The organism is Anaeromicropila populeti (assembly GCF_900112775.1).
Taxonomy (GTDB): domain Bacteria; phylum Bacillota; class Clostridia; order Lachnospirales; family Lachnospiraceae; genus Anaeromicropila_A; species Anaeromicropila_A populeti.
In genome coordinates this window covers 1-12,184 of sequence record NZ_FOYZ01000007.1, presented here as the reverse complement: position 1 = coordinate 12,184, position 12,184 = coordinate 1, and the positions used below count along the sequence as shown (strand labels likewise).

12 protein-coding genes are annotated in these 12,184 nt (G+C 35.2%); 8 read left to right on the top strand and 4 right to left on the bottom strand.

Annotated features, from left to right (window positions below):
- Positions 1–315 precede the first annotated feature (315 nt).
- The 7 genes from makC (BM305_RS09835) (at position 316) to BM305_RS09805 (ending at position 6,660) form a co-directional block, all read left to right on the top strand.
- On the top strand, positions 316–741 hold the full coding sequence (makC, locus tag BM305_RS09835) for an alpha-pore-forming tripartite toxin MakABE regulator (RefSeq protein ID WP_092560536.1): 426 nt from the start codon (positions 316–318) through the stop codon (positions 739–741).
- Positions 742–767: 26 nt separating this feature from the next.
- Complete coding sequence (makC, locus tag BM305_RS09830) at positions 768–1,166, top strand: alpha-pore-forming tripartite toxin MakABE regulator (protein WP_092560535.1); 399 nt, start codon at positions 768–770, stop codon at positions 1,164–1,166.
- 173 nt (positions 1,167–1,339) lie between these two features.
- Positions 1,340–3,202 (top strand): histidine kinase, encoded by a 1,863-nt coding sequence (locus tag BM305_RS09825; RefSeq protein WP_092560534.1) that lies wholly within the window; start codon positions 1,340–1,342, stop codon positions 3,200–3,202.
- A gap of 29 nt (positions 3,203–3,231) precedes the next feature.
- Positions 3,232–3,969: a LytR/AlgR family response regulator transcription factor gene (locus BM305_RS09820; protein ID WP_092560533.1), complete on the top strand. Its 738-nt coding sequence runs from the start codon at positions 3,232–3,234 to the stop codon at positions 3,967–3,969.
- Positions 3,970–3,994: 25 nt separating this feature from the next.
- The gene (locus BM305_RS09815) at positions 3,995–4,942 is read left to right on the top strand and encodes a C40 family peptidase (protein ID WP_092560532.1); all 948 of its coding nucleotides are present in this window, start codon (positions 3,995–3,997) and stop codon (positions 4,940–4,942) included.
- Positions 4,943–5,008: 66 nt separating this feature from the next.
- On the top strand, positions 5,009–5,428 hold the full coding sequence (locus BM305_RS09810) for a hypothetical protein (protein ID WP_092560531.1): 420 nt from the start codon (positions 5,009–5,011) through the stop codon (positions 5,426–5,428).
- Positions 5,425–6,660, top strand: a complete 1,236-nt coding sequence (locus tag BM305_RS09805; RefSeq protein WP_092560530.1) for a tyrosine-protein kinase family protein — start codon at positions 5,425–5,427, stop codon at positions 6,658–6,660. The genes BM305_RS09810 and BM305_RS09805 overlap by 4 nt, the downstream gene beginning before the upstream one ends.
- 62 nt (positions 6,661–6,722) lie before the next feature.
- Here BM305_RS09805 and BM305_RS09800 read toward each other — a convergent pair whose 3' ends face one another.
- The 3 genes from BM305_RS09800 to BM305_RS09790 are packed head-to-tail and all read right to left on the bottom strand — an operon-like array spanning position 6,723 to position 10,457.
- Positions 6,723–7,820, bottom strand: a complete 1,098-nt coding sequence (locus tag BM305_RS09800; RefSeq protein WP_092560529.1) for a GerAB/ArcD/ProY family transporter — start codon at positions 7,818–7,820, stop codon at positions 6,723–6,725.
- A gap of 55 nt (positions 7,821–7,875) precedes the next feature.
- Positions 7,876–8,985: a Ger(x)C family spore germination protein gene (locus BM305_RS09795; protein ID WP_092560528.1), complete on the bottom strand. Its 1,110-nt coding sequence runs from the start codon at positions 8,983–8,985 to the stop codon at positions 7,876–7,878.
- A gap of 11 nt (positions 8,986–8,996) precedes the next feature.
- The gene (locus tag BM305_RS09790) at positions 8,997–10,457 is read right to left on the bottom strand and encodes a spore germination protein (protein ID WP_092560527.1); all 1,461 of its coding nucleotides are present in this window, start codon (positions 10,455–10,457) and stop codon (positions 8,997–8,999) included.
- 183 nt (positions 10,458–10,640) lie between these two features.
- On the opposite strand from BM305_RS09790, the gene nudC reads away from it, so the two are divergent.
- Positions 10,641–11,480: an NAD(+) diphosphatase gene (gene nudC, locus BM305_RS09785; protein WP_092560526.1), complete on the top strand. Its 840-nt coding sequence runs from the start codon at positions 10,641–10,643 to the stop codon at positions 11,478–11,480.
- Positions 11,481–11,929: 449 nt separating this feature from the next.
- Here nudC and BM305_RS09780 read toward each other — a convergent pair.
- Positions 11,930–12,184 (bottom strand): integrase core domain-containing protein (locus BM305_RS09780; RefSeq protein WP_143099156.1); only part of this gene is annotated, 255 nt, incomplete at its 5' end.

The window sequence follows — 12,184 nt, the reverse complement described above, 5'->3', positions numbered from 1 at the left end:
GTATGTAAAGAGTAAATTACATACAGCATTTTTTTGATAAGAAATATCTTCCCATTTGCTATGATTCCATTTAGACAAATTATTTGCATGATATACAACAATGGATCGAAATTCCACGATAATTATATATAATTTATTTGCAGAGAAAAAACAAATTGATGAAAAATTAATTTGTTTTTAGAATATTTATTTTACAGTTCAAACAAAATATTTGCAATATAAACAAAATCATACCATATTTATGAATCGTGGGATATAATTCTTATTGTAACAAGAAAGCAAGTATATTTATTTAAAATTAGGAGGTACAGTAAAATGGATAATACAATGGAATTAAGAAATGGTTTTCCACATATTCAGGTTTTAGTAATAGTAGATGCACAAGGTGCTTTGTCATCAGGAAATTTAGACAACAATGTATATTTGGTAGATTCAACCAAATATATGGGTTCATGGAATGAAGGCAGCTGCAATTTACATACAGTATGTCATAACACGCAGCAGATTGAATGGAGAGTAGTAGCAATTGATCCAAACAGCAGCGTTGATATTACAGGTTTTCATGGAACAATGGTAGATAAGAAAGTTTGTGTTCCACAAGAAACAGGTCTGGAAGGGGATAAGTATTGGGTAGCAACAGTACAGACACAAGGTAATAAAGGACGTTATCAGTACACAATGAATATTCAATTTAATGGCGGAAGGACAATGACCTTTGACCCTTATATTGAAGTGAAATAATAAAATAGAGTTATAAGAGGTATTGCATGAAAAAACATATTTTTATTTTAATTGTTCTAGATTCAGTAGGTGCTTTGACATCTGGTGATTTGTCAGGTAACGCATATTTAGTAGATAACAATAAACGTGTGGGATCTTTTGGGGAAGGGCAGAGCGAATTAGTTACAGCATGCAGTAATAACCAGTTTCTTGAGTGGAGAATATCAACGGTTGATCCGTATCAAGAGGCACAGATTGTAGGCTTTAGTGGACAGATAGTAGATAACAATATATGTACTCCAAGAAAAACAGGTCTTGATGAGGACACTTACTGGGCAGGGGTTGTGCAAACCCAAGGAGATACAGGAGAATTCCAGTATACCATTGAAATTTCAATGAATAATCAAATCATGACAATTTCTCCATTTATTAATGTAATAAGCTAAAATTTTATATTTGTATAAACAGCAAAAAGCCTTATGCGCTACGAATTGTAGTACATAAGGCTTTTTTCTTTGTGCAAAAATATACAAAATGTATTTATTGACAAAAATCAAATATAACTGTATGATAATGTTTAAGTAACTAACGATTAAGTAAAAAATAAGGATGATCAAATTTGAAAAAAGATACTTATGCAAAACTAGTGTTAGTAGTAGTATTTGGGTTGTTACTGTGTGCAGTTTTTTTTCTGTTTGGAAAATACAGGAAAGTCATAATGGCGACGGATGGCTATGTTGATTTAACCAAAGAAAATTTTACGGAAGATATTATTTCTTTGAATGGGGAATGGGAATTTTATTCTGACGAATATCGTTTGAGCGATTTTCAGCCTTCCGCCTATATTACAGTTCCCTATCACTGGAACAGCAGGCAGAATAGAAAGCTAAACATGAATGAAGACGGTTTTGGAACCTATCGGCTGAAGGTGCTTCTTCCAAAGGAAGGGAATTATTTGATGCATGTTCCGTTTATTCCTAGTGCCTATAAGCTGTTTATTAATGGAGAAGAAATTGAAGAAAATGGTCGTCTAAGCGGGGAAGGCATAAAAGAATCGGCGATATGGAAACCACAGAATGTTGTATTTTACACTAGTGTTAAGGAAATAGAAGTTGTGTTTTGGGTATCTAATTATTACTGTAGCCAGGGTGGAATTATTAATCCTATTCTGATAGGAAGTTATAAAACCATTTCCTATGATACTACAATGAATATTATCCGAAGTGCATTTATTATGGGAATGTTTGCAGGCCTTGGTCTTTATCTGCTTTTATTATTTAAGCCGAAAACCAGTAACAGTAAATATTTACTCCTGGGTGTATTTTGTATTATTGCCATTGTGCTGGAATCTATTATTGGCTCGTATGTAATTGAGTTTTTTTGGACAAATATCGCTTATGATGTATTAGTGAAAGTGGAGTATATTTCTTTTGCTGGATGTATGTTGACTTTAGTGAACTTTTTTATATATAGTTATCCACATGAGATAAAGAAACCTTTTTATAAAATTGTACAAGTCATGAACTGGGTGTATCTATTATTTATTATATTTGGAAATGAAAATATTTTTTCAATTACAGCTCTTGCATATACATATTTATTAATTATAAACGTTATTTTTATTTTTGTTTTAATAATTAAGGCATTATTACATAAAATAAAATATGCCGGTCTTAGTATGGTCAGTGTAGTTGTTATTTTTATTACAATTGCATTAGATGTACTGAAAATCAATAAGCTGCCTTATGCATTTTCCAGGTCAGGAAATTATATTTTGGGACTATTATTTTTCTTAATTTGTCAGATGTATGTGCTTTCAAGAGAAAATATTGATGCTTTGGAGCAGGCAAAAAAGGCAAAGGAAATGGAGATAGCATTTTTGCAGGCACAGATTGCGCCCCACTTCTTTTTTAATACAATGAATAATATTTATTGTATGATGGAAACATCAGTGGAGCAGGCGAAAAGTCTTATACTAGATTTTTGTGCATTTCTTCGAGTAAAGCATCGGTTTGATTATAGAAAAAATACCTATTATTCTCTTCACGAAGAAATCGACCTGATTCAATCCTATGTAAAAATTGAGAATTCCAGATTTCAAGGATGCATTGACCTAAGAGTGGATGTGGACGAGGAAGGAATGAAAATTATGATTCCACAGCTTCTCCTTCAGCCCATTGTTGAAAATGCCATAAAGCATGGTTTTGCAGGAAAACAGCTTATCATAAGTATTAAAGGGCGTATGGAAGGAAAAATGTTTATAATCAGCGTGCAGGATAATGGAAGAGGAATGGAAGAAAAGTCAAGTGTGGCTATTTTAAACAATCAGTCGTCAAGCTCAGGAATAGGGTTGAAAAACATTAACTACAGGCTGGAAAAATGTTATAAAACTAAAATGCAGATTGAAAGTAAACTGGAGGAAGGAACTAAAATATGGTTCAAAATACCGGTTAATACAGCATACATTCAAAATGGAATGTAGCATATTTTGAGATAAGGATGAGGTGCAGTATGAAAGTAGTAATTGTAGATAATGAATTAATTGCTGTGCAGTATTTAACAAAGCTTTTAGATACATATGAAGATGTGACAATTGAAAAAAGTTTTTTAGATTCTGTGGAAGCAATGATTTATTTACTAAATAATCCATGTGATGTAATATTTTTAGATATTGAAATGCCAAACATCAATGGAATTTATATTGCAGAACATGTAATTGAAAAATATCCGAAAACAAAGGTTTGTTTTATTACAGGATATAATGAGTTTGCTGTAAAGGCTTTTGAACTGAATGTAATCGACTACATATTAAAACCGTTTACTAAGGAACGGCTGGATCAGACAATTACTAAATTAAAGGTGTCAGATAACACAGATTACAGTATTCTCAATGAATTAGGCGAGGATATAAAATTTCAGCTCAATATGATTTGTGGATATGATGACGAAGATATTGTTCTGCTTAATTACAAAGATATTTATTATGTGGAAATGCTGGAACGAAATATTTTTATCCATACAAAGGATAAGGTCTTGAAAGGAAACAAGACACTTAATTTTTACGAATCAAAATTAAATCCATATGGGTTTTACCGCACACATAAGTCTTATATTGTGAATTTAAATAAAATGAGTAAAATGAGACCTCGAATTAACTATACCTATGATGTGATTTTTCGGGATATTAAAGATATTGTGCCTATCAGCAGGCATAAAGTAAAAGAATTAAAGGAGTTTTTTAAAATATAATTTATCATAGAAAAGGAGTAAATGCATGAGTCAGTTAGAACAAATCAGTAAAGCAACAGTCAAAATCAGTGACCTGAAAAAGGGAGATATTATATTATTATCCCCCTATGATCAATGGGATTCAAAGCTGATTGCTATTGTTACCAATTCACCTGTCAGCCACGGCGTCATGTCGTATTATGATTATAATACGATTGTTGAGGAGAATCCACCTTGTGTGCAAACACTTCCTATTGCAGGTAAGATAAAAGGAAGAGATGCCTACGTTGTTCGGAATAAAAAGGAAACTCTGGATATGGAACCGGTAGTGAAGATAGCAGAAAAGTATTTGAATCAAAAAGATCCTTTTACATATGTAAGTGTCTATACCATAGCAATTTATATGCTTATGAGCGAAGTGAATTTGACAAAGGAGTTGCAGCAGCAGTTAATTATTTTCTTTAAAGCTGCATCTATAGAAGTGGAAAAATACTTAAAGGAGCAAAAAGATTCCGATTGTCAGCCTATGACATGTTCTCAATTCATTTATGAGTGCTATAATGAAACGGGAGAAGAGTATAAGGTAGATTTGGTTAAGACAGCATTAGACACCAGTCTTCTGAGTCGTGTGAAAAAGGTAATTGAAAGCAATCCAGAAAAGTATCAGGAAATGGAAGTTAATTTGGAAATAGACGAAAAGTTTTCTGCTGAAGAAGAAATTATGAAGCTGATGGAAGAAACGTTCCATAGTTTTGAATCTGGCTCAATAAATGATGTAAATGATGAAGTTATCACCGATGATTTTGCAGTTGCTTTTAGTAAATTCTGCATTCTTTTCTTAAAAACCCAGAAGATTGTATTAGGAGATAAGGATTATATAAAAGCATTAGATATTTTAATTAATAATAAGGAGTTTTACGTTACACCAGGAGACCTTTTGGTGAACACCTCTAATTTTGTTTGTTTAGGATTACTAGAAAAAATAGAAGAGTAGTTTGAAGTATGCAGTATTGGAAAAAATAGAAGTAGAATGTACTTTGAGAATCAGAGGAGAATTTCTATGGACTATTATGAAGATACTGCATTTCGCATGTATAAGGATCTTACCATTTTATATGAAAATAAAAGATGGTTTAATTGCTGTTACTTGTCAGGCTATGTAGTAGAATGTTATGAAAAATTACTATTAGAGAAAGGGGAAAATCTCAGCGCAAATGATATAGGCAGAATATATCGCCATAAGTTAAAATCTATGAATGCTGAATTAGAGCGTATCAGTGAATTGGGGACAGGTTATAGCAACTACTGTCTGGATTTAAGCCTTGTGTGTAATACCATTTTAAAAAAATGGAGCCCATTTAACCGATATGAAAAAAATCAGTATGTATGGGGGAAAAAGGAGATGGCTGATTGTTTTAAACAGGAAGTCGATACTGTTTTCCAACAGATTAAAAATATGAAAGTGGACGGGGTGATATGATGCTTCATTTTGATGAGGTTAAACCAAGAATTATTGATTTTATAAAAGCATTAGAAGACAAAGAAAGTATATTTTATATTATTCGAGATGTTTTTGGAAGAATTACAGTTTATGTGGAAGGAAAGGACGAACTGGAAGAGCTGAATCAAAAAATTTTGCAAGAACTGGGAAAGGAATGGCTGAATGGAGTGGTTACCATTGAAAAGAGTCATATGCTGTATGAAGTCATTGCAGCTTCAGTGAAAAAGGTACCAGGGACAAGCCAGATTTTTTTTGGTGAAAGGCCATTGGTTAAAAAGAATTGGTTAAAAAGGAAAATGGTAAGACCCGAAATACAGGCAAAGGTAATTACTTTTTATTCGTATAAGGGTGGTGTGGGCAGAACAACAGTACTTGCACTTACAGCGCTGCAAATGGTGCGGCAGGGAAAGCGGGTTGTTGTGATGGATTTGGATTTGGAGGCACCAGGAGTATCCACTATTCTAAAGCCAAAGAATAATAAGTATCCCTTGTATGGAACCGCAGATTTTCTGATTGAGGTTCATAATGCTGGCAGAGGACAGGAGCAGATTAATATGGAAGAATATTTGTATTCTGTCCAAAATGACAGATTGGCAGGAACAAAGGGTGGTGAATTGCTTGTATTGCAGGCAGTAAACGGAGCAGAGAAAAATCCATTTTCTTATTTTGAAAAAATATCCAGAATTGACTTGGGTACGCCCCAGTATGAAACGGAGGATAATGGAATACGCAAATTATTGGAAATTATCGACCAAAAATATTCTCCGGACTATATTTTTCTGGATTCTAGGTCAGGAATTCATGACATTGGAGGGACAGCACTGACCCAGTATTCAGATAATGCCGTTCTTGTGTTTTATGGGAATCAGCAAAATATGTTTGGAATGCAATTTGTGTTAAGCCGGCTGATAGAAGAAAAGGTTTCTTTCATGCTTGTAAATTCCACTATGCCTGCCGCAGACAGAGAGGGAGAGATAGAAAAAGAATATTATGTAGAATGTGCATATGAGTATTTAATTCAAAACGGATATTATGATAATAAGAATCTGCCTGATATCAGCGATGAGAACGCAGATCATTTTCCGATTAGTATTCCTTATATGAAGGAGGCTGTGCTGTTGGACAGTGAGGAAAAGATGGAGTATCTGCTTTCCTGGAAAGAGGATGAAAATCCATATTTCAAGCTGGCAGAGAAATTATTGCTGATTTAGGAAACAAAAGCTGTGGTACACTGTCATTTAGGATAATGAAATGCCAGTGTACTGCACTACTTCTAATTGTGTTTGTCTTTTTTCTTGAAAATACATAGTATGCCGAGTAAAGAGGGCAAGACAAATTGAAAAACCAAATTGATTCCAATCATCCAGTCGTTATGGAATAGTTCAAGCTGAAACTGGGTAGCATCCTGTATCATTACATAAACGCAGGAAAGAACAAGAAAAGCAGCACCTACAAATGGGCTGGCTGTTATGTTGAAAACCCACGAAAAGCATTGCATCAGTATTAATAGAAAAATGCTGATGGTAACAAAATCAGAAAGAATGCACACAAGAGTAATAAAAGAGTCAAACCGTTCAAAAGCATTTAATACAGAAAGTCCTTTTGCTGTCTGGAAAATAGGAAAGCTAGTGCGTCCTGTTAAGTAGGAGCCGTTAATTCCAATTGCCGCTATTGTCGCGAGGAAAGCGAGCAGTGTGAATATTGCAACTGAGAAATAGGTTCTCTTCTTTACGAGAGAAAATGTACTTTCAGCTGTTAAATGGCTTGAAAAAAATAATAATAAAACGATATTGCCCCCGATGGAACAGAGGATAGGAATGCTTTTTAGGTTCCGGCTCAAATCAGGTACGGTTATGGGAATCAGCTGCTGTATTTTTAGTGTTGGGGTTGCAATAATAAATACCAGTAATAAAAAAAGGAGAATAGGACCATATAAAAATTCTGCAAAACGAAAAATTGTTTTTTTACCTTTCGATATGGCGTTTATGACCAGCAAAAATAGAAATACAATTAAAATGCCATTAGAAATAGTCGGCATTAAGGTAGTCTGTAACAGGTTTGTATAGGTATTTACTTTGAAAGTTATAAAAAGAAATGCCCAAATTCCATATAAGAATAGAATGCATTTTGCAGCTGTAATACCGAACAGTCTCCTTAACATATCGTACAGGTCGTAGTCTGGATATTTATTTATAATTTGCAAAATCAATGCCGCAAAGAATAGCAGTACAATGCCTCCATACAATACTCCAAGGTAGCCCGTATTTTCTCCGTAATACGATACCGTATTAGGAATATAGGTAAAAATAGGTGTAATTGATATAAAAATATATAAAAATAGTATTTGTCGAATGGATATTTTTGTATTCATAAAGATTGACCTCCAGTCTGTCCAGCAGGCGTCCCTTTGGCAGACGCATTGAAACCTATTTTGAAATAATATAATTTTTTGCAACTTTGGATTGGATGTTATACTGGTATGTGATAGCTGCCAGATAAGAGTCCCAGTTTTTCTGAATATTGTTCCAATCCAAATCAGCTTGTGCAGCTAACAGGTTCTGAATTCCAAGTAAATCTACTTTCTCTTTTTTCATCACTGAAATGATTTCATCCAGTTTGGATTGAATATATTTGTTTTGTAAGGTTTGTAAAGCGTCTAAGGATTTTTCATTAAAAATTTGTGTGTTGTTTCCGACTTCTCTTATGTCAGATTGAAATGACATTTGGATATGAAGTATAAGGTTCTGCTTATCCAGGCTGGCAGTTTCGTTTACCTTATAATTTGTAATTTCTAAATCAACATTATTTTCCAAAAAAACAGGAAAAGAACGCAGACGTTTCCGAAATAAATCTAAGGCAAGTGAGGTGTCGTAATCCAAGTAATCATAAAGCTGATCGCCTTTAAAGACGGCATAGCCGTTGGGATATAAGGAACTATTGTCTGCTACCAGATACGGAAGTAAGAGGTTTTTGCTGTCGTCGGTAATCCCGTCCAGTACATCCAGCAGCGTATTATCTATTTTAGTGAGTACCGCCTTCTGCTTGCTGGAAATAGAAGCAAGGGACTCATGTATAAATAATTTATCATCAATGGTTTTTTTCAAAAAAGTATTAATGTTTTCGTTTTCTAAAATAAAGACAGACGCATTGGTTTTTACAGTCTGATCTCTGGAAATGAAATCCATACAATTCAGCAACCCATCTGAGCATACCGAGTCACTGAACAAATAAAAGGAGGTGTGGCCGATGGTAAGACTCCGGTTATTTTTCCGCTTCATATTTTCATATGCCTGATAAACACTATCCCCTTCTCCTTCCATTGCTTTCATGCCTGCATCGCTGTTACCAGCGTTGTTATCGTGATAAAGAGCTGTAATTTTATAGCCATCAGCACTCTTGTCAATTCCCAAGACCCGGATGATATCCACATCACTTAGTTCGTTATGCTCCATTTGAAAATAGCAGCCATAGCAGACAACAAGTATAAATAAAATGGTAAATTTTTGAAATGATTTTTTATTACGAGCCGTATTCATGGCAGTCACTCCTACTTCTGTTTTCTATGATTATTTTTAGCAAGTCCATCAGGCCGATATTTAAAATTTTCTACAGGATAACGGAATATAGTATCTTGTAGACTCATGTTTTTACAGTCCACAAAGGGAGATAAGTAGGCTATTCCAAAGTTATCTAGACTGCACAGGTGAGTGACAATATAGATAATTCCAGCCATAAGACCAAAAAATCCTGCAAAGGAAGCAAGAATTCCAAGTGCAAACCTAGAGATTCGCAAAGCAATGGACAAATCCTGATTGGGAACAGTAAATCCAGCAATACCTGTGAGTGCCACAACAATCACGACCACAGGAGAGATAATATTGGCAGTTACAGCAGCCTGTCCTACCACCAAACCTCCAACAATTGACATTGCCTGACCTACTGGCTTGGGAAGACGGAGACCTGCTTCAATAAGAATTTCAAAGGAGAAGAGGAGTCCCAGCACTTCCACCCAGGACGAAAAGGGTACCTTTGCTTTGGCTTCCTGAATGGACAGAATCATCTGAACGGGAAGAAGCTGGTTGTGAAACGTTGTAATAGCGATATAAAAGGCTGGCAGCAATAAGGACAAAATCATTGTCGCGTAACGCAGGATACGAAAGGAAGAACTGGCAATATAATTTTCGGAATAGTCCTCTGGTGATTGCAGCAGCATGGGCAGCTGGCAGGGAAGTACATATACAAAAGGAATTCCGTCAATAATAATAGAAATCCGTCCGTCTGTAAGGTTAGACGCACAACGGTCAGGTCTCTGGGTATACATAACCTGTGGCAGCAGGGAACCTTTGTTTTCAATCAAATACTCTTCAATAAAGGAAGCTGCTGCGATATTATCAATGTCTATTGCTTGCAGTTTTTTTCTTAACTGTTCCACCAGATTCATGTCACACAGGTTACTGATGTAAACAAGGGCTACATCTGTCCTTGACATTCTGCCTACCCACATTTGTTCAATGACAAGATAGGGAGAGCGCACCCTCCTGCGAATTAGGGCAGTGTTGGTACGCAGTACCTCAATAAAAGAATCCTTGGCACCTTTCATAACCCCTTCTTCAGATGGTTCTTGAATGGAGCGTTTATCGAAGGTTCTTACGTCAAAAACAATTGCCTTTTCCAGCTGGTCAAATATGACGGCAGCCATTCCACTCATAACGACGGTGATGAGTTTATCAAAGTCTGTAATTTCACTTCCGAAAGCATGATAGGCTCCGCCATGATTGAGTAAGTAGTTGGCTAATTCAGCTTGTGTCTTACACTGTCTGGAACCTTCCTCCGTACCGATTGGTTTCATAATTGCCAAATCAAGCAGCTGGCTATTCACTAATCCATCTACACAGAAAAGATGCACAGTAAGATGCTGTGGATTATCTAGTTCAATAGGGCGTACTAAAATATCTGTGCTTTTGGAAAATAATTCCTTTATGGTCTTGGATTGTATTACTTTTTTCATTGTACCCCTCCTGTCAACCAAACTTTTACATGTAATAAAAAGTACAAGGCATAGTGTATCCAGGTGAATGGAAAAATATGCGCAGTATAAATTTGATATCGGGAAAGTTATTGTGTTATAATAGAAAAATAATAGAATTCAGGAGGAAAGTAATAACTATTTTGATTATTACATGGTAGGAAAATGATACAAGAAATTGGATTACATAAATTTAATAATAATTTTGCTATAAGGAAGCCTGATAAAAAGGACTATCTTTTATTTTATAAGGAAAATACAGTGCTTTTGAAACGTAACGGAGAACAAATGGATCTTCCTCGCTTTCAAGAAGTGGAGCTTTATGATGGGGACATTTACGAAAACAGCACGTATTTGTTTTCTATAGATGAGGAGGCATTTTTCCTTGTCAGCCAGTTGAAAATGGAAGATGCAGTTTCGTTTGAAATGCAGGAATTAAATTGCTTCAGAACCTTTGAGCCAATGTGGAAAGGGTTTGCTGGAATAACAGGCAGTCAGCTGTTCCGATGGTATGAAGGGCATCAGTTTTGCGGGAGATGTGGGAAACCAATGGTGAAAAGTCAGAAGGAGCGGGCACTTCTCTGTGAAAATTGTGGTCGAATCGATTTCCCTAAAATTTCACCAGCAGTTATTGTGGGAGTGACGGACAAGGATAAAATCTTATTATCTAAATATTCCAGAGGAAATTATAAGAATTATGCATTGCTGGCTGGTTTTACTGAGGTGGGGGAGACACTGGAGGAAACGGTTCAAAGAGAGGTTATGGAGGAGGTTGGACTGAAGGTAAAAAATATAAGGTATTATAAAAATCAGCCTTGGTCTTTTTCGGATTCTCTTCTGGTAGGTTTTTTTGCGGAACTGGATGGCTCAAGTGAAATTACATTAGATAAGGAGGAGCTTGCAAGTGCGGAATGGTTTGGGAGGGATGAAATGCCGGAAATTCATTCCAACATCAGCTTGACTGGAGAAATGATGGAGTGGTTTCGGAGTCAGAAGACGGAGTGAATGGTGAGATGCCAACAGATGTGAAAATTTGTTGGCATTGTTTGATTTTATAATTCTGCTACATTTTTATCTTTTATTATTCTATAAAACATTATTTAAGTTTTTAATAACTAGTGCCTGCTACTCAACAAGTATGACGATACCAAGTGGAGTTACTAGTATGATGTTTCAATATATATTCTATTATGCTTTTCTTATATCAAACGTGGAGAAGATATCCCAGCTGTTGACAAATTTCAATACATACTATGTTGTGGTTCAACGTTACACAATTTGCGGAAGAACAAAAGGCTATTACGTTTCAATACATCTCATGTTACGGTTCAACTAACAGAAAAAGAATTCTTTAAGGAAATATCTGAATGTTTCAATACATCTCATGTTACGGTTCAACCAACAATGTGATATTGTCAATATCTCTTTACACTTTTTTCACAAGGATGTTCGACCTATGCCGCATCCTGTAAGGAGGCATAGTATTGTTGCCTCTTAATCATTGGAGGTAATCCACCATTAGTAGAGCAGATTCTCCTATTATTCCAATAGCTGATAAAATATCTCCAGATTAGTGTTTTTACTTCTATTATAGTCATTTTAGATGTATCATAGCGACCATATAAAAGTTCTTCCTTAAGTCTTGCCCACATACTTTCACAGCGTGCATTATCATGACATCTTCCACCAGCACTATTCATACTTTGTTG

What these genes read in the sequence shown, in the direction of transcription:
- BM305_RS09815 (WP_092560532.1), top strand. Translation starts at nt 3,995, where the DNA reads ATGAGTCAGTTAGAACAAATCAGTAAAGCAACAGTCAAAATCAGTGAC.
- nudC (WP_092560526.1), top strand. Translation starts at nt 10,641, where the DNA reads ATGATACAAGAAATTGGATTACATAAATTTAATAATAATTTTGCTATA.
- BM305_RS09805 (WP_092560530.1), top strand. Translation starts at nt 5,425, where the DNA reads ATGATGCTTCATTTTGATGAGGTTAAACCAAGAATTATTGATTTTATA.
- BM305_RS09790 (WP_092560527.1), bottom strand. Translation starts at nt 10,457, where the DNA reads ATGAAAAAAGTAATACAATCCAAGACCATAAAGGAATTATTTTCCAAA.
- makC (WP_092560536.1), top strand. Translation starts at nt 316, where the DNA reads ATGGATAATACAATGGAATTAAGAAATGGTTTTCCACATATTCAGGTT.
- BM305_RS09810 (WP_092560531.1), top strand. Translation starts at nt 5,009, where the DNA reads ATGGACTATTATGAAGATACTGCATTTCGCATGTATAAGGATCTTACC.
- BM305_RS09795 (WP_092560528.1), bottom strand. Translation starts at nt 8,985, where the DNA reads ATGAATACGGCTCGTAATAAAAAATCATTTCAAAAATTTACCATTTTA.
- makC (WP_092560535.1), top strand. Translation starts at nt 768, where the DNA reads ATGAAAAAACATATTTTTATTTTAATTGTTCTAGATTCAGTAGGTGCT.
- BM305_RS09800 (WP_092560529.1), bottom strand. Translation starts at nt 7,820, where the DNA reads ATGAATACAAAAATATCCATTCGACAAATACTATTTTTATATATTTTT.
- BM305_RS09820 (WP_092560533.1), top strand. Translation starts at nt 3,232, where the DNA reads ATGAAAGTAGTAATTGTAGATAATGAATTAATTGCTGTGCAGTATTTA.